The organism is Lacihabitans lacunae, assembly GCF_042649125.1.
GTDB classification, from domain to species: Bacteria; Bacteroidota; Bacteroidia; order Cytophagales; family Spirosomataceae; genus Leadbetterella; species Leadbetterella lacunae.
This window is the reverse complement of record NZ_JBHRYQ010000001.1, coordinates 465,072-489,985: the sequence shown is the minus strand read 5'-3', so window position 1 is coordinate 489,985 and position 24,914 is coordinate 465,072. Positions and strand designations below refer to the sequence as shown.

The following is a 24,914-nucleotide window of genomic DNA, read 5'->3' as shown; positions in this document are numbered from 1 at the left end:
CCATAAGAATTGAAGACCTGCACCTAATTATTGTCAAATAAAGCTGTTAAGTCATTAAAAAGTGATATTTCCATTCATTTTACTAAAATTTAAATCATTTTAATTTAAGTCTAAAATGGAAGACTTTCAGATCCACACATCAAATAGATATGGTATCAAATATTAAAAATACCGAATTTTAAATAAGCATAGAGATATTTTAGAAATACAATTTAACTTTTGTAAATAACAAACCCAGAATATATATTTGTTCGACTTTTTTTATGTAGACAACCTTTTAATTCTTTGATTTAAAGGCATTAAAACCTTATTATAAGGTAAGAAATAAACAAATAAACTTACTTTTAAAGCACAGCCATATGTATAAATTATTAGTCCACCAATGGCTAGAAAAGATTAGATCTACTTTTTGGCAAAAAAACATTTTCATAAACCTACTTTTGGGTTTGTTAGGTTTTTATCTCCTATTAAACTTCGTTGTAATAAGCTATTTTGCAGATAAAATCCTGTCCGAAATTTATAAAAACTGTGACTTAGTAGAAACATTTACTCGACTGTTGTTTTACTATTATTTATATGACCTAATCGCAAGGTTCTTATTTCAGCAGATTCCGACTTTATCTATACAGCCGTATCTAACACTACCCTTCAAAAAGAGCACATTATTACATTATCAGATCGTAAAAAGTATTTTTAGCTTTTTTAATTTAGTTGCCTTATTACTATTAATCCCATTTTATGTAAAAAATATTATTCCGACCCAAACTGTCCAGTTTAGTTTGTTATGGTTAGCGACCGTTTTGTCTTTAATAGCAACTAATAACTTTTTGAATTTTACTCTAAAAAAGTACTTTTCTAAACAGGCAGCTATTTCCATTCTTTTCATTGTTGGAGCTGGCCTATTACTTTACCTCGATTTTGCGGAGATTATTTCAGTTTCTAAATACTTTGCTAAAGGAGTGTATTTATTAGCTGCATCACCGATTTGGGCTTTATTTCCACCGCTTTTGGCTACGGGCAGCTATATTTTGGCATACTATTTTTTAAAAAAACATTCCTACATTGAAGACGCTCAGAAAATATCCACTAAAAAAGGGAATGGATTATCTTTTTTAGAAAACTTCGGTGAAATAGGTCAATTAATCCGAGTTGAATTAAAATTAATTTTACGCAATAAAAGACCTCGCTCTTTATTGATTTTTAGTGGCTTTTTCTTCATTTATGGGTTTATATTTTTTAAAAAAGAGCAAGTAGACAATTATCTGATGATGTCTTTGGTAAGTCTTTTTTTAACTGCTTCTTTTTCTACAAACTACGGACAGTTTTTGTTTTCGTGGGAGAGCTCTTTTTTTGATTGCTATCTTTCAAATAAGGTATCCATTTTTAATTATTTAAAATCAAAATACTTATTATTGGCATTTGCCAATACTTTGGGTTTTATTCTTATTCTACCATTTGCAATTATCAGCTATAAAATAGTATTCTATAATATTGCATTCTTAAGCTATAATGTGGGAATCACTGCGTTATTAATGGTTTTCTTTTCAACAAATAACACCTCATATATCGACCTTGGAAGAAGCCAAGTAATGAACTATCAAGGTACCAACATCACCCATTTTTTACTTATCATTCCTATTATTGGCATCCCAATTTCAATTTATTATTTACACCAATACTTGGGAATTTTGTCCTATTATTTTTACACAATAACCCTAATTGGACTAATTGGAATTGCACTAAATAACTACTTCTTAGAATTGATTGTGAAACGTTTTAACAAACGAAAATACAAAATGGCTTTAGGATTCAGACAAAAATAAAAAAACATGATAGAAATAATTGACATTCAAAAAAGATACGGAAACCAAGTAGCACTTTCGATTAAAAAACTCGAAATAAATAAGAATGAGCTAGTAGGCTTAGTTGGAAATAATGGTGCCGGAAAAACTACTTTATTGAGTTTAATACTAGACCTTATAGCCCCAACTTCAGGATTTGTTACCTCAAAATCTGTTAAAGTTTCAGATACGGATGCATGGAAAAGTTATACCGGGTCTTTTTTAAATGAAGGCTTCTTGATACCATTTTTAAACCCAGTGGAATACCTGTCATTTATAGGCCGGTTACATGGAATAAACGAAACCGATGTATTGGGTTTTTTAGAAGAAAATAAGCTTTTTTTTGACATAAATGTTTTTTCAGAAAAATACATCCGCGAACTGTCTGCTGGAAATAAGAACAAAGTGGGCATTTTAGCTTCTATTCTATCAAAACCCGAGTTTTTAATACTCGACGAGCCTTTTTCTAATCTAGATCCAAGTTCTCAATCTTGGTTAAAATCTAAGTTAAAAGACCTAAGCAAGGAAGGTGTAACTGTAATTATTTCAAGCCACGATTTGAAACACGTAACCGAAATTTGCAGCCGTATATTGCTACTTGAGGAAGGTAGGATAGTAAAAGACGCAAACACAAGTAACGAGACTTTAATAGAATTGGAAAAGTATTTTGAAATTTAAACAATTAATTTCTTTTGAAATTTCGGTCAATTAACATCAAACTCATAATGGCTGAGGAGCTCTTATCAGTAAGGAAAAATTGACTTCTAGATACATAAAATTGAGATTATTGGAAACAATAATAAAGTGATTATTTTACAGAATATCTATTGACGTTTTTAAGTTTAAAAAATCAATGCATATTTGTATTCTCAATTCGCGTTTAAAAAATCAAAATAATGAGCAATTCAAAAATAACGGTACAAGCGAGCATTAATGCTGACGCAAAAAAAACATGGGATTATTACACAAATCCGATCCACATTGTCAATTGGAACTTTGCGGATCCGAGCTGGCATTGCCCAAGTGCCGAAAACGATATGCGTATTGGTGGCACCTACAAAGCAAGAATGGAAGCCAAAGACGGCAGCTTCGGTTTTGATTTCGAGACCATATATACCGAAATAGCAGAAGGCAAAAGCTTCTCTTATGAATTTGGGGGAAGAGCAGTCTCGGTAGAATTTACTGATTTGAGAGACCAAACAGAAGTAGTGGTTACCTTTGACCCAGAAGACGAAAACTCAATCGAACTCCAAAGAAATGGCTGGCAAGCGATATTAAACAATTTCAAATCTTACACGGAAAACAATTGAACAAATGAAAAAAGATAAAATCATATATTGGACCGCCACCACCATTATCGCTTTGTTTGAAGGGGTAATGCCGGCCTTGACTTCACAAACCGAGCTGGCCAAAGAAGGTATCCGACACTTGGGTTACCCCGAGTATTTCGGCACAGCCTTGGTAGTCTTCAAGATTTTAGGCGTTTTGGCTTTGGTGATTCCCCAAATACCCAAACGCGTAAAAGAATGGGCGTATGCAGGTTTTGCTTTTGACTTTATTTTTGCCACTATCAGTCATGGAGCCGTTGACGGCATAAATGGACAAACCTTCTTCCCGATGGTGGTATTCGGTATATTGGCTGTGTCTTATGTGTATTACCACAAATTAATAGCTCAAGAAAAATAAGCCTCAAATAATACTAAGTAAGAGTTCTTTCATACCTAAGCAACGTCTCCGTTGGGTACTTTGATAAGTATATAAACCTAAAAAATTAGTATAGTTCAGATTCCCTTGAAGGAGACTCTGAACAGGCGATACTGTCAATTGCTTGGTAGGCATTCAAGTATTAAATATTTAAAATGAACATGGGAGATAAAAAAATCTGTGTGAACGGGCACATATTTTATAAAAGTTCCGAATGCCCGGTTTGTCCGACTTGCGAAAAACAACGTTCAGCTCCGAGTCCATTCCATAAAATAATAGCGGCACCAGCAAGAAGAGCATTAGAAAACCACGAAATTTATACAATAGAACAACTTGCCAAATACAGTGAAACGGAGGTTTTGAAATTCCACGGAATGGGTAAAAGCTCTATTCCGAAACTTAAGAAAGTGTTAACGGAAAATGGTTTTTCATTTAAATAAAAAAAAGAAATGCTAAATATTGAAGTAAGCGAATTTTTAGATGGGCTAAATCATCCATTCAGAGCGGAAATAGAGCTTTTAAGAAATTACTTAATGACATCTAATAACCAATTAACTGAAAATATAAAGTGGAATGGCCCAAACTATTGCATTGAAAACGAAGACAGAATTACGATTCGGGTTCAGCCTATTGCAAAAAAAGTACAACTAATTTTTCATAGAGGAGCAAAAAAACAAATACAACCCGCAACCAAACTTATAGCCAACCCGAGTAAATTGTTGGTTTGGAAAGAAAATGACAGAGCAATCATAACTTTTAAAAGCTTAGACGAAATCACAAACGCAAAATCAGAGTTTGTAGCCATTGTAAATGAATGGATAAGTGCTACAAAATAATTTTTGAGGAAATTTGGGCTAAAGTGAAACTCAGTTGTAAATTCTACGAAATATCATAATTCCATTAGATTAAGCATGTTCACCGACTGGAACACTGCGAAGTTATACAACTCCATTCTTTAAAAATTAAAGTCCTTTTGGGAAACGCATATTAGACGAAGAATTTTATATACCGAATATTTACATAATTCCAAAAGCAACCGTTAGTACAGTAATCGCATCCATAGGTTAACGACTGTTTCAAAGTTTAATATATAGTTCTCAAAAAAACATTCGTCTAAAATTTGAACCTTAATTTATTTCAATCAAACAACTCCATGAAATTCCTTCCGATATTTATTCTATCATTATTGACATTCGTTTCTTGTAAGAAAAAAACCTTGTCTCCTGACATTTTTTCGACTGAAACTATTCAATTACAGACACACAGTTTACAAACTTATACAGTGATTAAAAACACTAAATATTTGGTGGTGTTTGAATCAGGACTTGGTGATGACCATACCATTTGGAATAAGAAAAACTTACCTTCCTTATTGAGCACCAATCAAGATGTGTTATTGTATGACAGAGCAGGTTATGGCAATTCGGGCAAGAGTGACCTACCACGAACCATAGCAACACTAAGCAGCGAACTTGGAAGTGTGATTGATCAGTATTCAAACAATAGAACGCTAATCCTTGTGGGACATTCTATTGCCGGAATGATCCTTCGAGATTATGCATTAAAAAACCCTGAAAAAATTGCAGGAATATTACTTATTGACCCATCACACGAAGCATATAATCAACCTACCCAAGAACAAGAAGATTTGATATACAGTCAGTTTTTAAAAGCTTATGGGGCAGACTATGGTGCAACCACAGAAGCTAGACAAATAGTGGAAGACACGCAATATATGGCGACTCTTCAAAACTTACCAAATGTACCCATAGTAGTTATCACTAGTATGAAAGAAGATGCAGAACACGACGCATCGGATAAACAGAAGTGGTTTAATGCACACGAATTATTCAAAGTTGGCATTTCTGACTTTACTCATATAGTCACCAAAAAATCAGGACACTACATATTTTTGGACGAGCCAAATTTAGTATTAGAAAACTTAAATTTGTTAATTTCTAAATTGGCAAAAGAATAATATAAACACATCTGTACAAGGTAAAACTTGAATGTATTTCGTGTAAGAATTAGAAACAAGAAAACAAATTCTTAATATTACGCATGAAAAATATTCAACCGATACATACTTCAAATTCTCTTTGGCTCAAAGTGTCTCTTTTCATAGTTCTCCTCTCTTCTGGTTTTTTTGGGAACTTATATGGACAAACTGCTCCGAAAGTCGTGCTTGATACTGACTTGGTTTACCAAAACTATGTACCTCAAAAGAGCGACAAGGTGATTTCGAGAGCAAATTACTTTGATAAAATGTATGGATTTTGGCTAGGCCAGTGTATAGCAAATTGGACGGGCCTTGTGACCGAAATGGACAAAATAGGCACAATAGGCGAAATAAAAACGGGGGCTTTTTACACCCGAAATGACTGGGGCAAACCTGACCAACCGAGTATTTGGGGCCAAGGCATTCCGAGTAATTTATCACCTACCATAGATTTTGTTTTTGTGAAACCCGACAGCATTTGGGGTTCTGACGACGACACCGACATAGAATATATGTATCAAGAACTTTTGATAGAAAACAAACAATCGATTCTCACGGGTGACCAAATACGAAAAGGATGGCTGTCTCACATCAAAAAAGAAGAGGAAAACTACCTGTGGGTGTCTAACCAAAAAGCCTTTGACCTAATGCAAGAAGGAATGGTTCCACCTGCCACAGGTGACCCCAAAAACAATCCCGAGTTTGAAATGATTGACGCTCAACTTACCACTGAAATTTTCGGTCTCTTTGCTCCTACCCGAGCAAATATTGCTCTAAAAATGGCCCAACTTCCAATCCAAACCACTGCACGATATAACGCCCAATGGATTTCAGAATTTTATGTTTCGATGTATGCCTTAGCTTCGGCAGTTGATTCAAAAAAAACGAATAAAGAAAAAGTACTTTGGATGGCTACCGAATCTCGAAAAGTTCTGCCCGAGGATTCTTATGCTGCCAAAATGTATGATTTTGTAAAAAGCAGATACTTGACAAACATCCCATGGGAACAAACCCGCGACGAAATATACCAAAGGTACCAAGTAGAGCAGGCAGATGGCTATACCATCACTTCTCAAAACAGATACTGCAACGGTTGTTTTGCGGCAGGAATAAACTTTGCGTCGAGTTTAGTGAGTTTATTTTATGGAGAAGGAGATATTGTGGAAACCATAAAAATCGGTACGCTCGCAGGTTGGGACTCTGACAACCCTACTGCCACTTGGGGCGGTATGCTGGGTTTTATGCTTGGCAAAGAAGGCGTAGAAAATGCATTCGGAAGGAAGTTTTCAGATAGGTTTAATATTCACCGTACAAGAATCGGCTTCCCAAACAATGGAATCGATAATTTTGGGGACATGGCAAAAAAAGGAGTTTTTATAGTAGATCGTGTAGTGCAAGAACAGATGGGCGGTGGCGTAGATTTGATTAAAAACCAATGGTACATACCAGTTAAAAAGTAAAAAACAGGCTAAGACTGAGGCATATCTTTTTGATAAAAAGCTATTTTCCCACTGGTAGAGACTTCGTCAGGGAATCCGTGTGTAACTTTACACATAACAGTAGTAAAATTCAAAATACAGTTTATGAAACTCTGAAAAAGCGAAGTTAAGAGACCTTTTCAAAATTCTACTTTCTAATAATAAAAGAAAAGCCAAATGACTGTTAGATTTTTTAAATACTTTTGATGGAAAATTGTTTACAAAACCATTTTTCAATACTCCGATAACGGCCATACCAAATAGACGGTAAAATCTTATAAAAAACGATCTCTAACAAATACATAATCATGGAAAACCCATTGTCACTTTTATTAATAATTACGGGTACAACTGTAATTGCCGCGGCCTTTATTTCTTTTGTTTTTAAGAAACTTTTGATTCCTAATGAACCTGAGTCATTTAAGCAAACTTTCAAATTTAGTCTAATAGGAACCTTGCTCGGGCTAGTTATATTTTTTGTGGCTTGGTACATAAAAAAAGTGGAAACCGATACTTGGGACGCCCCTGGAACTATATCCACTATCCCCTTTTACACCATGTTAATTGGACAATTTGTAGGGGTTTATTTATCAACTAAAAATTCGAAAGGCACAAAACAAAGGTGAGTCAAGAACTCTTATTGGCGTCTTTTTTCAAATTCCAGTTTATCTCCTAGTTATTAAAAAATGATCTATTCAGGCTTTTGCAGAGTCTCCGATAGGGACTCTGCGTGTGGCTTAACCCATTATAGAAGTATAATTCAGAGTCCCTTGCAGGAAACTCTGAATAAGCAAAAAACTCAATTCAATTAAATTAATCTCTCAAAAAAATCAGGCTTTAGCAGAGTCTCCGACAGGGACTCTGCAAAGTAACTTAACTCCATAGCAGTAGTATAATTCAGAGTCCCTTACAGGAGATTCTGAATAAGCAAAAACCAAGTATCTAAATTAATCTCTCAAAAATTTGCGAAACCGAAAAGTTGCACATAAATTAGCAACCAATTAGTTTCATAACTAAAAAATAAATGAGAAGAGATGTATTTCAGGCGATTGCCGACCCCACAAGGCGGGCCATAATTGGCCTAATAGCCTTACAGGCAATGACGCCAAACACCATAGCCGAAAATTTCAATACCACCCGACAGGCGGTTTCAAAACACCTACGTATACTTACGGAATGCCAATTGGTGAAGCAAGAGCAACAAGGACGAGAGATCTTTTACTCGCTAGAAATTGAAAAAATGAAAGAAATAGATAATTGGCTAGCTCAATACCGCAGTATTTGGGAAACAAGATTTAATCAACTCGATGAGGTTTTAAAAACAATTAAAAAATAACTCATATGGAAAACAATTTGCTCTTCGATTTTACTGTTGACAAAACCGCAAAAACGGTTTACATCACCAGAGAATTTGACGCCGAACTTTCAATGGTTTGGGATGCCTTTACCAAAGCCGAACTATTGGATCAATGGGTGGCTCCTAAGCCATTTATATCCAAAACAAAATATATGAATTTTGAAGTTGGCGGCAAACGATTCTATGCCATGGTAAGTCCAGATGGTACAGAGAGATGGGCACTCCAAGAATATACCTCCATCAGCCCAAAAACGAACTTTAAAATGTTTAATGTCTTTACTGACAAAGACGAAAACCCGGACCCACATGGCTCTGATTGGGACTATACATTTAGTGAACAAAACGGCCTCACCAAAGTGCAAATCACTATTTTCAATGAATCATTTGAACGTATGGAAGCCATATTGGAAGGCTTCAAACTCGGTTTTACAGCATCTTTGGAAAACTTAGAAAGCCTTCTGGCAAACCTTTCTGGGAAATAATTTTTACCTACTTTATTTCTCATTTAACCAATCAGTGTCACATACGAGGGGCACTGATTGGTTCGAATATTAATTTACACATATCCTCTACACAGAAATATATATTGAGAAACAACGAACAAAAAATCTACCTTTAGCAATCATGATTTTCGAATAAAAATCTTAAATTTCACATCTCTAAAAGCCAATTTTAAAAAAGATAGAACTTTTTGGCCACACCTATTTTTTCAAAAATAAACTGCACCCTCTCAGTTTTTAAAATCCTGAAAACACAAAACCGATCATTCCAAAAACTAAACCTAAGTGGCAGATTACATGCTGATACCGGTCAATAACTAAGTGGTAATTTTTCTCTAAAGTGAAATGAATAAGTTTGGTCCATTAAATAAAAACTATGAAGACCAAACATAACTTACTGCTTTTGCTCGGCTTATTGATAAGTCAAACTGGTTTTGGACAATACATGTATTTAAACACCTCTCAAACCTCATTTGAGGTAACTCCGACAGGTATAAGTTCAAAAAAGACGGGTGCCACCTACCTAAACACCTACACTTTAGGCTTTGATGCCGGCAGAAGCCTCCTTTCGGGAAATTACAACACCGCCATTGGTTATTTTGCCTTAGCAGATGCCAGCACCTCGATTTTTAATACCGCAGTGGGTAGCCAAGCACTGCGGCGTACTATAAATGGCTTAGGAAATTCCGCCTTGGGCTTCAAAGCGTTGTACGAAAACACCTCGGGTTCTCATAACCTCGCAGTAGGACCAACTGCTTTATACGCCAATATTTCGGGCACGATGAATGTAGCCATAGGCAAAGATGCCATGTACTTTAGCCAAACCGGCAAAAACAATGTGGCTCTCGGAAACTATGCCCTCAACCACAACGGTGGCAGCATCGTAAGTTCAGCGGCAGACTCTAACAGTTTAAACGTAGCCATCGGACACAATGCCATGTTAAATTCGGCCAACCAAAACGGGTATCCTTCCCACCAAAACGTGGCCGTGGGGCACAGCTCAGCCAAAAGCGGCGGTTACCGTGGTGTTTCTATCGGATACAAAGCCGCCGAAGAGGCATTTCAGATGGGCGTAACCATTGGTAACCTAAGCGGCAAATTTGTAAAAGATGCCACCATCATAGGCGACTCAGTCATGATTTCGGCATCGAGCAACAGCTCCGGAAATACCGTGATAGGCCACAAAGCCATGAAAAACGCCGGAAACAATACGGTTTTCAATACCGCCATTGGATACGAAACCATGCAAAACATGACAACCCCAGCAGGTAAAAACACCGTGGTGGGCGATTTGTCTATGAAAACCGCTGCAGGCTTTGCCACCGAAAACACCATATTCGGGGCTCAGAGTATGTTAAATTTTGATGCCGGCAGTTATAACACAGGTGTGGGCAACGCCTCTTTTCCTTCCCTAACTAACAGTAGCTATAATACCGCTATCGGTTGGTTTTCGGGTACTTTTGCCAATACCGATAACAAAATCACGAGTATTGGAGCCTTTTCAGGCGTAAATAACTCTGCCACTGTGGTTACGAATGCCACTTCTATTGGGTATGCGGTGGTAACGAATACCAGCAATTCGGTTAAAATCGGTAACGCTTCGGTCGCATTTATTGGCGGGTATCAGAACTTTACCAATTTTTCGGATAAAAGATTAAAAAGAAAAATATCTTACAAAAACACCCCGGGACTAGACTTTGTGTTGGGACTAAAAACAGCCAAATACCAAATGATAGACGACCCCACGTACACCCGATATGGCCTGATAGCCCAAGACCTGCATGCACTTACGCAAGAAACTAAAACGGATTTTCCGGCACTCAATATTCCCAAACAAGCAGACGAATACTACAGCATTGGTTATGAAATGCTAACCGTGCCACTTATAAATGCCGTGAAAGAGCTCGACCAAAAAATATCGGTGGCCACGCAGAAAAACGCAGAAGCATTAGAAGCAAACGCGGCCTTGCGAGCAGAACTAGAATTACTCACCCAAAAGAACCTAAAGCCATGAAAAAACTTATATATACTTTATTTTTAAGCTTGTTTTTTTTCGGAGCAAAAGCTCAGAAAGTCAGTTTGCAAGACTCTAGCAGATCGGTAGAAATAACACCATACGGTGTGAAACTCTACCACAACAAACCTACCTACGACTCCAGTAACTTGGGCTCGGGCGTAGGCGTACTTAAAAAACTGATCGCGGGTAAAGCCAACACTGTGGTAGGCGACTCCAATGCTACCAACCTCTCAAACAGCTCACGAAATACCTTGGTGGGCGTCGGGATTATGAAAAAAGCTAATTCTGGAAATGCCAATACAGTTTTGGGTGCTTTGGCGGCCGGCACAAACCAAGGCAACAACCTCATTGCCATGGGTTTTGGAGCAGCAGGTGACATAGTGAATGTAGACTATAACATCAGCTTGGGTACATTGGCTGGCACAGGGGCACAGGTTGACAATCGCATCGCCATTGGCGGCTTGGCAGGCTATTCGGGTTTTAACACCAATTCAGTTTTGGTGGGCCATTCGGCTGGCAGTTCTATATTGGTTGGGGTAAGAAATGTAGCGATTGGTGCCCAAGCACTTAACGCAGCTCCGGGAAATGGAGGCGATTTAAGTGCACAAAACATTATAGCCGTAGGCCACAAGGCACTGCTATATGGAGCAAATAGCAGCGAATCCATCGGAATTGGGTATAACACCCTGTCAGCAAACGAACCTCCGTATGTATTTACAAAAAACATAGCGGTAGGCTACGAAGCCATGCAAAAACACACAAGAGGAAACTCAAACATAGCGGTAGGCAGACGGACGATGAGAAACGACATCGGGAGTTTGAGTAATATTGCCATTGGCTATGAGTCGCTTTACAATACAAACTATGGCAACCACAACCTCGCCATAGGGGCCTATTCAGGTGGTTTTGGATATGGAGACGACCAAGCCTATGGGTTTACTAATGGAACAAATAACATATTTATTGGATATGGGGCAGCGGCAGGATCCAAAAATCAAATAATAGCTAATGTAGCGATAGGAAGCCTAACACTTCAAAATTTAGATGGTTTAGCTCAAGCCAATGTGGCAGTTGGTTGGTCAGCCGGAAAAACGGCGGATTTTGACTCAAGAATGACCTTTATCGGAGCAGAAACAGACTTGGCTTCATCAACTACAAGTTTCATTCAAAACAGCACCGCCATAGGCTATGGAGCCATTATCACAGCTTCAAACCAGATAGTTTTTGGCAATGATGACGTAGACAAAGTAGAAGGTAAAGTAGCGTGGTCGCTGTATTCAGACAGGAGACTAAAGTCAAATATTAACTACAGTGACGCCCTGGGTTTGGAATTAATAAAAGCATTAAAACCTGCCTTTTATATTTACAAAACAGACAAAAACAAACGCAAGCAGTTGGGCATTTTGGCCGACGACCTCGAACAATATTTAAACCAAAAAAATGTGCAGTTTTCTGCCCTCAGAATAGCAGACAACAAACAAAAAACCAAAAGTGTGGCCTATGCAGAACTCGCCCTACCACTCATCAATGCCGTTCAGACCTTAGACAAAAAACTTACCCAAAGCACCCAAAACTGGACGCCCCTTGACCCAAAAACTTTTACTGTTAACAACGACCAAAACAGCTATTAACATGAAAACAAAATTAGCAACACTCCTGATTATATGCAGCGGAATAGCACACGCACAAACCAATCATTTTCACAGTGGCCGGGAATCGGTCTTGATTAGCCCAAGTGAGTTTTATACCACCAAAGCCAACCTCAGCGTAAAAACCGGAAGCAACACCATGCTTGGGTATGCGGCTCTGACCAATATAACTTCAGGCCGCGACAACACCGCCCTCGGCAACTTTAGCCTCGCCAGTGCCTTTAGTCAGGTAGGAAACGAAAACACCTCGGTGGGCTATTTGGCCTTGATATACAGATCTCAAAACCAAAATACCGCTTTTGGCAACTCCGCCCTATCGCTCAATAACTCCGGCGAAAGAAACATCGCCATTGGTGACTCCGCCCTACTCAAAAACGGAAACAAGTTTGACAACATCGGTATAGGCACCAAGGTACTCTCAGAAAACGACAACGGCACCCTCAACCTCGTAGTTGGGCACTATGCCGTGCCTGGCATAAGCGGCCCCTACAACTTGGTGATAGGAAACAAGTCGCTCCGTGGACTAAACGCCCCACTCTATAACCACACCGCCAGCTACAACACCCTCATAGGAAACGACAACATGCAGAGCACCGTAAATGCATATTTTAACATCGGTTTTGGAAATAACCTGATGCCAAGCAACCAAACCGGGTATTCCAATATCGTATTTGGACAAAGCCTGCTCAATAACTGCTCAGACTGTCAGCTAAACATAGTTTTTAAAAGTGGCATGGACACCGACCCCACCCCCACCAAGAATATCGCGATGGGGATAAACGCCATGAAAAACACCTCGGGCAGCTCAAACTCCATAGGCATAGGCGAAGAAAGCCTCATGAAAAACCAAGACGAATACAATGTGGGATTTGGCTATCAAGCACTAAAAGAAACCACCACCGGCCAAAAAAACACTGCCGCCGGCTACCAAGCATTGGCCAGCAACGTGACAGGCAGATACCAAACCGCCATAGGCTACCGAGCACTCACAGCCAGCACCAGCGATGGTAACACCGCCATGGGCCATAATGCAGGTAGCAACTTACAGTCGGGCACTAATAACATATTCATAGGCTATAACGCCAACACCGCCGCCAACGCCACCGGACAAACCAACAGTCTGGCCATAGGAAACGAAGCCATAACAGACGCTAGCAACAAATACGTATTTGGCAACAGCCAAGTGACCCAAATTGGTGCCTTGCATACCGGCTACTCGGTGTTTTCAGACCGAAGACTCAAAAAAGACATCGTCTATACCCAAGAAATAGGCCTTGCGTTTATCAATCAATTAAAAACCGCGAGCTTCACCTACACCGCCGACCAAAACCAAAACCTCAGAAACGGCCTCATAGCCCAAGACGTAAAAGAAATAATAGATCATCAATACCCCGACTTTGACCTCGTAGCCGAAGACCAAAACGAACAAAAGACGCTCTCTATCCGCTACGCCAAACTAAGCCTACCTCTCATAAATGCAGTTAAAGAACTCAACCAAAAGCTAAACACCCTAAACACCCAAACCGCCCAAATACAAGCCGAAAACAAGCAGCTTGAAGCTCACATTTCTGCTCTTAGAAAAACGAGACAGGGAGAATTGCTTGGGGTTCGGTGAGTAAAGGGGAGTGAAAATGAGGAAAAGTGAATCAAATATTTTGGTAAATTGATGAAAAGGTATGAAAGTAAAAAAAATGAAACATTAGAGGCGAAGGTAAAACTTTGAAATATTTTATTCCAAAGTTTTACCTTTTACCAGAAGTACTTCGTCGTCAGAAAAATCCATCCAACCGAAATCATAAACAAAATGCATTATTTTCCCAGCTGAATTTATGTGATAATGGGTGTGATATTTAAATTGAAACTTTTTGTCTTCTAAGGTTAACCTCGGAACCTTTAACTTTTCATTTTTTTTACCCATTATTTCTAACAAAATAGACCTGTTTCGGTGCAAAATCTTATCCAATTTTCGAACCTTGAGGGCGGTGGCCTCTCTAAGCTTTAAATGATAATAATTTTTACAATTTATAGAACAAAAGATTTTATCAGACCTTCCTGAAATTTTCTTTTTACAAATTTTACAATTCATATTTTTACTTTCCTAATTCACAAAAATACCTATAGCTCAAATCCATAGAATGCTTTACCACATTTAGCACAACCCAAAACGACTACTACTTATAACTCTCACAAAATAAATACTTTATTTTAAAATATCAATAAATGTTACTAACGGTTAAAAACATTTACAAACGACTACAAACGTTTAATGTCGTTTATTTAAAATTCGTTTTCTTTTATTTACAAATTCTAAAAATGTAAGTAAAATGCAGCAGATTATTATTTATACACCCATGCCAAGGAGTCAAAGATTTAAGATTTATATTCCCTATAATCTAAAAGACGAAAGAACATGGCTAAAAAGCCAAAACACAGCCTTTTACCACCCCCAGCAGCGACTTTGGAGTCTTGTAAATACGCCTGAAAATAAAAAACTAGTAGCAGGCCAATTTAAAGGCAAGTACACAGTACAAACCAATGAAAGTCAAACACTTAACCAAAAACCAATAGCGTTAAATGAAAAAATATGTGAGGCTTTAGCTCAATGTGAACAGAAATTTATTCTTAAATCATTTAGTCAATCTACCATCAAAAACTACTTGGGGGCTTTGACTTATTTTTTCTCTTTTTATAAAGACAAAGTATTTGAAGAAATCAAAAAACCTGAAATAGAAGCATATGTCTATCACTTAAAAACGAAATATAAAATCTCTGATACGAAGCAAAACACGGTAATTAATGCCATAAAGTCTTATTATGAGCATGTTTTGGGAATGGAGAGAACTTATTATGATATACAAAGACCTAAAAAATCAAAGAACCTGCCCAATATATTCAGTAAAGAAGAAATTTCGAAGGTTATATCTGCAACCACCAATCTTAAGCACAAAGCTATTCTACTTACTATATACAGTGCAGGCCTTCGAGTAAGCGAGGCCGTTAATTTAAGAATAAATGATATTCATAGCGACGAAGGCTATCTGTTTATTAAAGATTCAAAAGGGAAACGGGATAGAAAAACGATATTATCACCTATATTATTGAGCGTTTTGAGGCAATATTACAAAAAGTACAAACCTGGTTATTGGCTTTTTGAAGGACAAGAAGGCGGAAAATACAGTACAAAAAGCATACAGCAAATATTGAGGAAAGCTATTGATATCTCAGGTGTAAATCCTTGGGGCACAGTGCATACACTTAGACATAGCTTTGCTACTCATTTATTGCAAGAAGGGGTAAATTTGAGGATTATACAAACAATGCTAGGCCACAGCAGTAGCAAAACCACGGAGATTTACACCCATGTTTTATCTATTAATAATAAAATAGTGAAGAGCCCTCTTGATTTTTTAGAAAAAATAGATATTTTTGAGCAAAAAACAGATTCAATACAACAGAAACCGTCTCCGACAAATGCGATATAGACGCTACTCGATGTAAACTTGGATCTACAACAATGTTCTCGGCAAATAAAGAGAGATAATAAAAAATAAGATGGAACCTATTGATATATTAAAATCTATATTGAATAATGAATATGAAACGGAAGATGGGGATAGGTATAAAGTTGAACTAGAGGAAGGGATGACAGAATCAGAGATTAAGTCATTTGTAAAAGTATTGCCCAATAACTTCTTAGACGAAAGTATAAAAGAATTAATTCGTTTTTCAAAAGGATTTAACTTTCATGGACTTGAAGATGTATCGTTTAATGCCTTTGGTCATTTTGGGTTAGAAGAAGTATTTCCAAATTCTATTCAATTAGCAAGTGATGGATTTGGAAATTATTGGGTTCTAGATATTGGAAATAATGGAGAATGGAAAGAAGTTTACTTTGTATGTCATGATCCTGCTGCTATTGTAAAACATTCAAAAAATATATCGGAATTTATTCAGCATGTAGATGAGTTTGGAAGGTTGGGGAGCGAATCCAATTTAGATATAATTCATGAAAAGATAGTATTTGATGTTTATGAAGGAAAGGTTGAAAATCATGAGAAAAGTATAAATGAATTTGATTTTCCTGATGAATTTATAACGCAGCTACCAGAGGATTATGTTATAATTGATTTAGAGAATCAACCAATAAAATCTGGTTTTAATTGGGCGAAATTCGGACCTAATACGAGGATAATAAGGTTTGGAGATAGACCGATTTGGGTTTTAGAGAAAAAGAAAGGTTTTTTAAGAAAGATTTACGATTTGTTGAGAAAATAAAAAAAATGCCGAGAACAATTCATAAAATGTCCATGCCTTCCATTCGTCAGGCACGTCATTTATGAGGAGCGTTACCTGCTATTTTAAAAAACAACAGCATGACAGATTATAAACAAGTTTTTGACTCCATAAAGCAAACAAAAGAAAAAGCCAAGATTTCTAATTTGTTGAACACTTTAACTGATATAGAACCAGATGAAAGTTACATTGAAGAACTTAAAGAATTGACAAATAAAGTTCGGGAAATTAAGATTTATGCTATTGGATTACTTACGAATTATAACAATAAGGAATTAGAAGATTTTTTCATTAAGAAATCTGAGTCTGAAAACGATAATTTTATTGTATGTAGGTGTATCAGAGGATTGAATTTGAATGGTAGCGAGAAATCAGCTCAGTTTTTGCTTGATTTCTACAAAAAGACAAGAAGCATTGATATTAAATCTGAAATTATCCATACGCTTAGAATTATAAATGCCAGAAATACCATTTCAGAGGGTGTGAAAGATGGAATCTACAAATTGATTGGCAACGAATATCCATTTTTTCAAGGCTACTGGACTGACTTAAAAAAAGCAGAAAAAACAACAAAAGAAAATTGGAGTCAAATTGCTGAGAAACAATTAAATCAAAATAAGCTAAATCTGATATTTGTAGAAAATGAGAAATATGACATTCATATCTATATTGAAAAAATGAAAAAAGACTTCATTAGATTTATAAATGTCTATTGTATACCTAAATATCATGAGACAACATTTTCAAAATACTTTACACCATCAGAATTCTATATTTCCGAAAACAGACTTTTTGATAGCTTTTTTGCAAAAACTAAAACAATGCGTCCAGATAATTATGTAATTGAAATTATCAATCTGATAAATAGTGAATTATTACCAAAGTTGTTTAGTCGGGTAAATATGCTTGGTGATTTAGGGAATATGAAATTTGAAGATTTTACTCGAAGAGAAAATGAAATTTATGATACTCTTTATGGGACAAGTTGGGACTTTGTAGTTTCACGTCAGCTAACGGAGAAAATTGATATTTTTAGAGACAATCCTGACAAGAATAAATATATTGACCTTGTTATTGATAAATGGGTAAAACAAGGAAAAGAATATTTTAGCATTTTAGATTATCTTGAAAACCAGAAAAACAGCAGGTAACAATGTATATACAAAATAGGCGAAATAGTAGTAAATTCAATGGCTGTAGCCCGCTTCAAAATTGTAACGGTTTGATAAGTTTGAAGCCCGCAATCGCCTACTTTGCATATACTTACCGTTAGTAACAATATGAAAAACAGGCATTTAAAAAATTTACGTTTGAAAAGAATAATTATCATATTCCTAGTATTTGGAATGTTTTCTTGTAATCCCAATTCAGGAAATAAAAAAAATGAGAAGACAGGGAACTTTAGCGGAATATTTAAAAGTGGTAACTTTTCCGACAAGATCCTATTTGAAATAGAACGAGATTCTGTAAGTTTCAAAGTTTTCTTTTCAAGTTTAGAGCAAAATGCCAAACGAATTCCGCTTCAAAATGTTGAAGTAAATGGAGATTCGATAAATTTTAAGTTACAAAGCGATTTTTACACATACTCTTTCAAAAACAAATGGATTGATAATTTTAGCAAACTTCAAGGGTCACTTACTGTTGACACTATTACAACCCTCTATACATTGGAAAAGGAATTTTTAGATAATAGCAATACTCCAAAAAGTGAGGAGATTAGTTTTAAATCCAATGGATTACGTATAAATGGAACTATTTGGTATCCCAATAACAATAAAGGGAGAGCCCTTGTAATTGTGACTTCTTCTGGAGGTCAAGACCGCAGTGCTTCACGTGCAGAAGCCATACTACTTGCACAAAAAGGATTTACTACATTTCATTATGACAAAAGAGGTACCGGAAATTCTGAGGGTGATTGGAATACTGCAACAATTGAGGAATATATAACAGATGATGTTACAGCTATAGAATATTTCTCCGAGAAGACTGGAATACCACTTAAGAAAATAGGAATAAAAGGGAGTAGTCAAGGAGCTATAAAAATACCATCTATTTTAAATGAATTAGAGAATTTGAATTATGGGATTGTAGTAAGTTGCCCGGGAGTTACCTTACTAGAAAGCGATTTAAATTATTGGAGGAATAGAAATGCTAAATTACTAGGGAATCACTTGGATGACGCTACGCTACTGCAACGAAAAGTTTTTGAATTTATGGCAGGAAAAATATCAAGAGCAGATTTAGAAAATGGTATAAATTCTGAAAAATCAGCATCGTGGTTTGCCAATATTTGGGTACCTAATTTGGATGAAGTCCAACCAGATAAAAGACTTCTATATAGTCCAATACCCTACTTTGAAAAAACAAGGCAACCTATCTTAATTATACAAGGTAAAATGGATGAAATAATACCAGTCAATAGTTATTTGCTCATTACCGATGCAATTAAGAAATCAGGTAATGATAATTATAAAACAGTTTTATTAGAAGGAGCCTCTCATTCGATGTCTAATATTGGAGGAAGTGATTTCCCATATTGGTTTAAATTGCATCCTGATTATTTAACAACAATTGAAAATTGGATAAAAACTGTTTCTAACAATGTATATAAAAAATAGGCGAAACAGTAATTAAATCAAGGGTTTTGGCTCGTATCAAACTTTGTATTTAACCGAAAGTTTGGTGCTTTTAAATCGCCTACTTTTCATATACTAAACGTTGGCAGAAATTTAAAAGGTACTTGGAATGACAGAAAGAGCGGAAAAATTTTGGTTAGATTTTCGTGAAAGAGGAATGTACACTGAACGCATTTATGAAAGACTTTTTGAATTAGCATCAAATCCTATTGAAATATATTCCTTTACAAAAGCATACTTAGAAAATTATCATTCTGGTTCCACTTTATTCGACGCCTCTTTAAGTTATATTAGCAAAGGCCAATTCGAAGAACTATTAGAAATTGCTCTAGTTATTCTAAAAAAAAGGGAAAACGAACTTGCTCAAAGTGTAATATATTATGCCATATTACAATTTCCAGAGCTAATGACTGAAAACTTAAATGAGGTTTTAGAACTTTATAATGAAAAATATTATAATTGGTCAATCACTCCAGGTCGAAACTTTGAAGAAATACAAATAGAAAAATTGCTTGCCAAATTTCTCAGAACCGATATTTCCAAAATAGAAAAGCAAAAAATATTTGAAGTATTAATACAAACTAGAAATTTACCATCTATTGAAATTGCATTTAAGTATGCATTGGAGAATAATTTGTTCGAATCACTTTATCCAATGGAGGATTTAATTACACATATTGAATGTGTTGGATTAACAATGAAAGAAAATACAATAGTAAGTTATTGTCCTAATATAGCCTATCATTTTGTATTCCCTAAGAATTATTTTTCAAAGAATGAACCTATTTGGTTGGACAATAAGTCTGAACATCCAACTTGGAAATTCAAAGCCTCAACAAAATCTTTTAAGTTTGGAGGCTATTTAGAAAAAGATTTAAAAAACCCATTTTATCACATTATTACCTTCGATATAATTCCAGAGGGTATAAAAGTGACAAACTTAAAGATGCTTACATTAGGATTACATATAAATCTATTAAATGAACAATTTGGCCCTTTTTTTTATACGCATGATGCATATGGGAAACCATCCTTAATAAATAATGGAATTAATTATGAAATAAAATACTTCGACGACGATGAATATAAAGAAAGAGAGGTCGCTTTTGCCCAAACACCTTCAAGATGGAGAATTCAAGATTGGGGAATGGCAAATAGTAGGGAAAATTTATTTCGGCTTGGAGGAGAGCCAACAGCAATTCAAAGCCCTGAAGTCCTAATTTGTCCAAATTGTAAAGGGAAAATGGATTTTTTTATGCAATTGGATACTGGGGGTGATTTTTTTTGGGGTACGGGGGGTATATGTTACATATATTGGTGCGACAAAGACAAAGTAAGTGGATACTGCTTTCAGTGCACCTAGAAAATAAACATCTGCCAACAAGACGATTTCCGAGAGCTTTTTCAACGCACAAACCAACGCACAAAAAAAGCCCTCGTATATCGCAAACGTTGTGCGTCATCCAGAATATAAGCCTCGCCCATTAACTTAGTATGCTAACGTGGAAGCACTTATGAAACAATTCCTTAAATTTGAAAACTCATTGCAAGGCCGATTTTTAAACTGTTGCGTAATAGCACGAGGGCAATCCTGGTTGGAGTGTGTGTCATAACTTAAGTGGCGGTTCTGTTCCGGTTACTATCAGAATACGAAACCCCGTTCAGAATATTTATTATTCCAAAAGAGCACTCCCTTTGAGTATTTTTTAAATTTAAACTCAAATTTTATGGATCAAAAATCTGAATCATTATCCATGGAAATTGTCAATCCTAATGCCGCAGGGATTGACATAGGTAGCCGCTCTCATTGGGTCTCAGTAGGTCAAAAAGAAAAAGACATCAAAGAATTTGGTGTTTTTAATGAAGACCTAAAGGCCATAGCCGATTGGCTAGCTGAGAACAAAATTACCACAGTTGCTATGGAAAGTACGGGTACTTATTGGCAAGCACTCTATGCAGTTTTGATAAATCGCGGTTTTCAGGTGATTTTGTGTAATGGTAAATTTACCAAAAACATTAAAGGCCGTAAAACGGACATTCAAGACTGTGCTTGGATTCAAAAACTCCACAGTATTGGTCTTTTATCAGGTAGTTTTCTGCCCGATGAAGCCACCGAGCAACTACGGACTTATTGCAGACACAGAGCCAACTTACTTGACATGGCTGCAAGCACTCAAAAGAAGATGCAAAAATACCTGCGACTTCTTAATTTGAGACTGGACGTGGTAGTAAATGACATATGTGGACTTACAGGAATGGCAATAATAGAAGCAATTTGCAAAGGCGAAACAAAACCTGAAAAACTAGCAGAGCTTAGACATGGGAACTGTAGAAAATCAGAAGCTGAAATAGCTAAAGCTCTTGAAACTAATGGTAGAATGGACTATTTATTTGCTCTTCAGCAAGAACTTGATATGTATAAAATCATTCAAACAAAAATCACAGCTTGTGATACAGAAATAGAGAAAATGCTGAATAAGATTATTGATCAAGACGATAATAAAAGGCAACATTATATTGACAAAAAATCACATAAAAGGATCAATAAAAATACTCCCAAAAACATAGATTTAAACATAGTAGGCTACCAATATTTTGAAGGCGTTGACCTCATGGAAATTGAAGGTTTTTCGCATGGAACAATCCTGCATTTAATAAATGAAGTTGGCTTAGAAGGTATAAAGAAATTCCAAACAGCCAAACAGTTTGCAAGTTGGTTAAGGTTAGCTCCCAATAATAAGAAAACTGGTGGTAAAATAATATCAAGTAAGGTTCCAAAAGGAAGTAATCGACTAAAAATAGCCTTAAGGAACGCTGCGAATGCAATTGGGAATTTAAAAGACTCAACTCCTTTAAGAGATTTTTTTCAGAGAATAAACTTTAAAAAAGGAAGAGTATCAGCAATTAGTGCTACTGCACGAAAATTGGCGGTAATAGTATGGAATATGGTAACAAAAGGTACAAGATACATAAACCCCGAAGGCTATTTGTTTTTAGATCAAAAAAGAAAGCTAGGCTTGGTCAAAAGAATTCAAAAACAAATTGATAAATTTGGATTGACAAGCGAAGATCTCGAAGTGATAATCAATTGATATTCAACGCATAAAAAAACGTTAGTCAGAATTAAAACAAACAATGATGATAAAAATCAAATACTTTTCAATAATGGCATTTCTGATTCTTTGCTCAAATATTTTTGGACAAACAAATGCAGAATTCCATCCAAAATTTAAAGAATCAAAAAAGACGACACATAAAATAAAAGATGGACAACTATTTACTTTTGGATATTTGGAAGTATTAGAAAATAGACAAGACCCAAACAGTGGAACGATTGAAATTCCTGTTTACATTTTCAAAAGTAGAAGTAAAAATCCAAAGAAAGACCCAATAATTTATACCGTTGGCGGTCCAGGTTCCACCACAATGCCGACAGCACAGTATATGAACTATTACAAATACCTAGACGATAGAGATTTCATTTTGGTGGAGCAACGTGGAAACTATTACGCAAGACCACATTTAGATTGTCCTGAATGGTCAAAAGCAATCTTCGAATCAAATCTACCAAATTTTGATGCTAACAAATATGATGAACTTTTAGAACAAGCGGCTAAGTCTTGCAAAGAGAGACTCGAAAAAAAAGGTATAGACTTAAATGGCTATAACACAAATGAAATTGCAGCAGATATAAACGATTTGATAAATGTTTTAGAAATTAAGGAATATAATCTTCTGACTATATCGTATAGTACGAAAATCGCTCAAGTTTTAATGCGTGATTATCCCAATAAAATCAGAAGCGTTGTTATGGATTCACCTCTACCATTAGAAGTCAACTATGATGAAGAAAGCGTGCAAAATCTTTTGGAATCAGTAACAAAATTACTTGATGATTGTGAAAATAATGAAGAATGCAGTTCGGCTTATCCCAATATTAAAAATAGGTTTTTTGAGTATTTGCGAGAAAAAACTGAAAATCCACTAAAAGTTGAAGTCGAAAATCCCAAAAATGGAAAAACTGAGGTATTTTATTTGAAGGGTGAAGATTTAATAAGCGTTTTCACCTCAGCATCTACGGGAGACGTTCCGAATATTCCTTTTGAGATAAACAGACTTTTGAATAACGACCTGACATCGGTTAAAGAACAATTGTCATATCTTTTCCAAGATCCAAGTGGAGGTGCAGGAATAGGAATGCGTCTTTCGGTTTGGTGTGCGGAAGAAAACCCATTTAACTCCGTTGAAAGAATAAAGATGGAAACAAACAAATATCCAGAAGTGAAAGGTTTGTCTCCTGCTGTATTTGAAAATGAAATATGCAAAATATGGGGTGTGAAAAGAAAATCTGAGATTGAAAACCAAGCGGTCAAGAGCAATATTCCTGTTTTATTCATAAGTGGAGAGTATGATAACGAAACACCAGCAAAATGGGCAAAATCAATGATGCTAAATTTAACTAATTGCTATCATCTAATTTTTAAAGGGTGGAAACATATACCAACCACCAATTGGAGCAATCAATGTGCGATGCAAGCAGCAAATGATTTTTTCAATAACCCAGCCGAAAAACCAAATCCTACTTGTTTGGGAGAAATAATGAGTCCTGAATTTAAAACAGAATAAATAACTGCTTACAACATTGTATATGCGATAATGCTCCCTATCGGTCGCACTACGCATATACTTACCGTTATAGGGCATATAGAACAACCGGATAAAATTCAATTAATGATAAATGAGTGAACTTGAAACTGTCATAGTATCAAACAAGGATGTGAGTTGTTATTCTCAATTGATTGAAAAAATTCAAAATTCTAAAACATTAACAAAAAACGATATTCATGCATTTGACAATATTTGGAAAACAGCAATAGACTTTAAAAACTGGAGTGATTCTGATTTGGTGTTAGGTTGTAAAATAACGCATCAACGACTAAAAGATACTTTTAAATTAACTGACGAGAGTATCTCCATCATTGTTCGAGTGGCTTCATATGATTGGAAATAAAAAAATCATAAATATGACTAATACACAAACTGAAATATTTGAAGCGTTTAAAAGAAATATAATTGGAAAAATTAATCCTTATTTATCTAACCTTGGATTTATAACTGAAAATGTAATTAAAGAAGAACAACAATGGATAAGTGCAAAATTCATAAAGAGAGCAACAATTATTTCATTTAGTTTGAGTCTGCATCATTTAGATTATGCAGATGGTATTATTGTTTCTTTAAAATCAAAATTTGGAGACAAGTTTCTTAGAAATGAAGTGCTCAAAAAGTCGAATAAAGAAATATCAGTTTACTTGTATGGACTAGATATAATTGATTCTGAATTTGACAGAATCCTTAACGATATTATAATTCACTTTGAAAAACAACTGAATGAATAAAACGCCCTATAACAGCTAAGCTTTCGTCGTGTCCGCAGGAC

General features: G+C 35.8%; 24 protein-coding genes. 23 read left to right on the top strand and 1 reads right to left on the bottom strand.

Annotated elements, in window-relative coordinates; genetic code table 11:
• Positions 1-359 precede the first annotated feature (359 nt).
• The 14 genes from ACFOOI_RS02000 to ACFOOI_RS01935 all read left to right on the top strand — a co-directional run bounded on the left by ACFOOI_RS02000 (position 360) and on the right by ACFOOI_RS01935 (position 14,160).
• Complete coding sequence (locus tag ACFOOI_RS02000) at positions 360-1,823, top strand: DUF5687 family protein (protein WP_379834435.1); 1,464 nt, start codon at positions 360-362, stop codon at positions 1,821-1,823.
• Between the two features lie 6 nt (positions 1,824-1,829).
• Complete coding sequence (locus ACFOOI_RS01995; protein ID WP_379834433.1) at positions 1,830-2,519, top strand: ABC transporter ATP-binding protein; 690 nt, start codon at positions 1,830-1,832, stop codon at positions 2,517-2,519.
• Between the two features lie 218 nt (positions 2,520-2,737).
• Positions 2,738-3,151 carry an SRPBCC family protein gene (locus ACFOOI_RS01990; RefSeq protein WP_379834430.1) on the top strand — a complete coding sequence of 138 codons (414 nt, stop codon included), beginning with the start codon at positions 2,738-2,740 and terminating at the stop codon, positions 3,149-3,151.
• A gap of 4 nt (positions 3,152-3,155) precedes the next feature.
• Positions 3,156-3,527 carry a DoxX family protein gene (locus tag ACFOOI_RS01985; RefSeq protein WP_379834428.1) on the top strand — a complete coding sequence of 124 codons (372 nt, stop codon included), beginning with the start codon at positions 3,156-3,158 and terminating at the stop codon, positions 3,525-3,527.
• 179 nt (positions 3,528-3,706) lie between these two features.
• Positions 3,707-3,985, top strand: coding sequence for a DNA-directed RNA polymerase subunit alpha C-terminal domain-containing protein (locus tag ACFOOI_RS01980; protein WP_379834425.1), 279 nt, complete (start codon positions 3,707-3,709; stop codon positions 3,983-3,985).
• A gap of 9 nt (positions 3,986-3,994) precedes the next feature.
• Positions 3,995-4,381 (top strand): DUF1801 domain-containing protein, encoded by a 387-nt coding sequence (locus ACFOOI_RS01975; RefSeq protein ID WP_379834422.1) that lies wholly within the window; start codon positions 3,995-3,997, stop codon positions 4,379-4,381.
• A gap of 317 nt (positions 4,382-4,698) precedes the next feature.
• Entirely contained in the window at positions 4,699-5,523 is an 825-nt protein-coding gene (locus tag ACFOOI_RS01970) for an alpha/beta fold hydrolase (protein WP_379834419.1), read from the top strand.
• Between the two features lie 83 nt (positions 5,524-5,606).
• Complete coding sequence (locus tag ACFOOI_RS01965) at positions 5,607-7,004, top strand: ADP-ribosylglycohydrolase family protein (RefSeq protein WP_379834417.1); 1,398 nt, start codon at positions 5,607-5,609, stop codon at positions 7,002-7,004.
• Between the two features lie 326 nt (positions 7,005-7,330).
• Positions 7,331-7,648: a hypothetical protein gene (locus ACFOOI_RS01960; protein ID WP_379834415.1), complete on the top strand. Its 318-nt coding sequence runs from the start codon at positions 7,331-7,333 to the stop codon at positions 7,646-7,648.
• A 398-nt stretch (positions 7,649-8,046) separates the two neighbouring features.
• Positions 8,047-8,358 (top strand): ArsR/SmtB family transcription factor, encoded by a 312-nt coding sequence (locus ACFOOI_RS01955; RefSeq protein WP_379834412.1) that lies wholly within the window; start codon positions 8,047-8,049, stop codon positions 8,356-8,358.
• 5 nt (positions 8,359-8,363) lie between these two features.
• Positions 8,364-8,861, top strand: coding sequence for an SRPBCC family protein (locus tag ACFOOI_RS01950; protein ID WP_379834409.1), 498 nt, complete (start codon positions 8,364-8,366; stop codon positions 8,859-8,861).
• A 394-nt stretch (positions 8,862-9,255) separates the two neighbouring features.
• Positions 9,256-10,893 carry a tail fiber domain-containing protein gene (locus ACFOOI_RS01945; protein ID WP_379834407.1) on the top strand — a complete coding sequence of 546 codons (1,638 nt, stop codon included), beginning with the start codon at positions 9,256-9,258 and terminating at the stop codon, positions 10,891-10,893.
• Positions 10,890-12,527 carry a tail fiber domain-containing protein gene (locus ACFOOI_RS01940; RefSeq protein ID WP_379834404.1) on the top strand — a complete coding sequence of 546 codons (1,638 nt, stop codon included), beginning with the start codon at positions 10,890-10,892 and terminating at the stop codon, positions 12,525-12,527. Before ACFOOI_RS01945 ends, ACFOOI_RS01940 begins: the two co-directional genes overlap by 4 nt.
• Position 12,528: 1 nt before the next feature.
• A complete protein-coding gene (locus ACFOOI_RS01935) occupies positions 12,529-14,160 on the top strand; it encodes a tail fiber domain-containing protein (RefSeq protein ID WP_379834402.1) in 1,632 nt (543 codons plus the stop codon).
• A 114-nt stretch (positions 14,161-14,274) separates the two neighbouring features.
• Here the strand turns inward: ACFOOI_RS01935 and ACFOOI_RS01930 are convergent, their stop codons facing one another.
• Positions 14,275-14,508 carry a hypothetical protein gene (locus tag ACFOOI_RS01930; RefSeq protein ID WP_379834399.1) on the bottom strand — a complete coding sequence of 78 codons (234 nt, stop codon included), beginning with the start codon at positions 14,506-14,508 and terminating at the stop codon, positions 14,275-14,277.
• 361 nt (positions 14,509-14,869) lie between these two features.
• On the opposite strand from ACFOOI_RS01930, the gene ACFOOI_RS01925 reads away from it, so the two are divergent.
• From ACFOOI_RS01925 to ACFOOI_RS01885, 9 genes are all read left to right on the top strand, one after another.
• Positions 14,870-16,027, top strand: coding sequence for a tyrosine-type recombinase/integrase (locus ACFOOI_RS01925; RefSeq protein ID WP_379834397.1), 1,158 nt, complete (start codon positions 14,870-14,872; stop codon positions 16,025-16,027).
• Between the two features lie 70 nt (positions 16,028-16,097).
• Complete coding sequence (locus ACFOOI_RS01920; protein ID WP_379834395.1) at positions 16,098-16,820, top strand: SMI1/KNR4 family protein; 723 nt, start codon at positions 16,098-16,100, stop codon at positions 16,818-16,820.
• 98 nt (positions 16,821-16,918) lie between these two features.
• The gene (locus ACFOOI_RS01915) at positions 16,919-17,989 is read left to right on the top strand and encodes a HEAT repeat domain-containing protein (RefSeq protein WP_379834393.1); all 1,071 of its coding nucleotides are present in this window, start codon (positions 16,919-16,921) and stop codon (positions 17,987-17,989) included.
• Positions 17,990-18,118: 129 nt separating this feature from the next.
• Entirely contained in the window at positions 18,119-19,456 is a 1,338-nt protein-coding gene (locus ACFOOI_RS01910) for an alpha/beta hydrolase family protein (RefSeq protein ID WP_379834391.1), read from the top strand.
• 127 nt (positions 19,457-19,583) lie between these two features.
• Positions 19,584-20,837: a hypothetical protein gene (locus ACFOOI_RS01905; protein ID WP_379834389.1), complete on the top strand. Its 1,254-nt coding sequence runs from the start codon at positions 19,584-19,586 to the stop codon at positions 20,835-20,837.
• Between the two features lie 364 nt (positions 20,838-21,201).
• Positions 21,202-22,566, top strand: coding sequence for an IS110 family transposase (locus ACFOOI_RS01900; protein ID WP_379834387.1), 1,365 nt, complete (start codon positions 21,202-21,204; stop codon positions 22,564-22,566).
• A 73-nt stretch (positions 22,567-22,639) separates the two neighbouring features.
• The gene (locus ACFOOI_RS01895) at positions 22,640-24,100 is read left to right on the top strand and encodes an alpha/beta fold hydrolase (RefSeq protein ID WP_379834385.1); all 1,461 of its coding nucleotides are present in this window, start codon (positions 22,640-22,642) and stop codon (positions 24,098-24,100) included.
• A gap of 112 nt (positions 24,101-24,212) precedes the next feature.
• Positions 24,213-24,485 (top strand): hypothetical protein, encoded by a 273-nt coding sequence (locus ACFOOI_RS01890; RefSeq protein WP_379834383.1) that lies wholly within the window; start codon positions 24,213-24,215, stop codon positions 24,483-24,485.
• A gap of 13 nt (positions 24,486-24,498) precedes the next feature.
• Complete coding sequence (locus ACFOOI_RS01885; RefSeq protein ID WP_379834381.1) at positions 24,499-24,873, top strand: hypothetical protein; 375 nt, start codon at positions 24,499-24,501, stop codon at positions 24,871-24,873.
• Positions 24,874-24,914 lie beyond the last annotated feature (41 nt).

Coding starts and splice junctions, on each gene's coding strand:
- ACFOOI_RS01925 (WP_379834397.1), top strand. CDS start 14,870: ATGCAGCAGATTATTATTTATACACCCATGCCAAGGAGTCAAAGATTT.
- ACFOOI_RS02000 (WP_379834435.1), top strand. CDS start 360: ATGTATAAATTATTAGTCCACCAATGGCTAGAAAAGATTAGATCTACT.
- ACFOOI_RS01890 (WP_379834383.1), top strand. CDS start 24,213: ATGAGTGAACTTGAAACTGTCATAGTATCAAACAAGGATGTGAGTTGT.
- ACFOOI_RS01970 (WP_379834419.1), top strand. CDS start 4,699: ATGAAATTCCTTCCGATATTTATTCTATCATTATTGACATTCGTTTCT.
- ACFOOI_RS01940 (WP_379834404.1), top strand. CDS start 10,890: ATGAAAAAACTTATATATACTTTATTTTTAAGCTTGTTTTTTTTCGGA.
- ACFOOI_RS01900 (WP_379834387.1), top strand. CDS start 21,202: ATGGATCAAAAATCTGAATCATTATCCATGGAAATTGTCAATCCTAAT.
- ACFOOI_RS01920 (WP_379834395.1), top strand. CDS start 16,098: ATGGAACCTATTGATATATTAAAATCTATATTGAATAATGAATATGAA.
- ACFOOI_RS01975 (WP_379834422.1), top strand. CDS start 3,995: ATGCTAAATATTGAAGTAAGCGAATTTTTAGATGGGCTAAATCATCCA.
- ACFOOI_RS01935 (WP_379834402.1), top strand. CDS start 12,529: ATGAAAACAAAATTAGCAACACTCCTGATTATATGCAGCGGAATAGCA.
- ACFOOI_RS01910 (WP_379834391.1), top strand. CDS start 18,119: ATGAAAAACAGGCATTTAAAAAATTTACGTTTGAAAAGAATAATTATC.
- ACFOOI_RS01895 (WP_379834385.1), top strand. CDS start 22,640: ATGGCATTTCTGATTCTTTGCTCAAATATTTTTGGACAAACAAATGCA.
- ACFOOI_RS01980 (WP_379834425.1), top strand. CDS start 3,707: ATGGGAGATAAAAAAATCTGTGTGAACGGGCACATATTTTATAAAAGT.
- ACFOOI_RS01965 (WP_379834417.1), top strand. CDS start 5,607: ATGAAAAATATTCAACCGATACATACTTCAAATTCTCTTTGGCTCAAA.
- ACFOOI_RS01955 (WP_379834412.1), top strand. CDS start 8,047: ATGAGAAGAGATGTATTTCAGGCGATTGCCGACCCCACAAGGCGGGCC.
- ACFOOI_RS01990 (WP_379834430.1), top strand. CDS start 2,738: ATGAGCAATTCAAAAATAACGGTACAAGCGAGCATTAATGCTGACGCA.
- ACFOOI_RS01995 (WP_379834433.1), top strand. CDS start 1,830: ATGATAGAAATAATTGACATTCAAAAAAGATACGGAAACCAAGTAGCA.
- ACFOOI_RS01915 (WP_379834393.1), top strand. CDS start 16,919: ATGACAGATTATAAACAAGTTTTTGACTCCATAAAGCAAACAAAAGAA.
- ACFOOI_RS01960 (WP_379834415.1), top strand. CDS start 7,331: ATGGAAAACCCATTGTCACTTTTATTAATAATTACGGGTACAACTGTA.
- ACFOOI_RS01945 (WP_379834407.1), top strand. CDS start 9,256: ATGAAGACCAAACATAACTTACTGCTTTTGCTCGGCTTATTGATAAGT.
- ACFOOI_RS01905 (WP_379834389.1), top strand. CDS start 19,584: ATGACAGAAAGAGCGGAAAAATTTTGGTTAGATTTTCGTGAAAGAGGA.
- ACFOOI_RS01950 (WP_379834409.1), top strand. CDS start 8,364: ATGGAAAACAATTTGCTCTTCGATTTTACTGTTGACAAAACCGCAAAA.
- ACFOOI_RS01985 (WP_379834428.1), top strand. CDS start 3,156: ATGAAAAAAGATAAAATCATATATTGGACCGCCACCACCATTATCGCT.
- ACFOOI_RS01885 (WP_379834381.1), top strand. CDS start 24,499: ATGACTAATACACAAACTGAAATATTTGAAGCGTTTAAAAGAAATATA.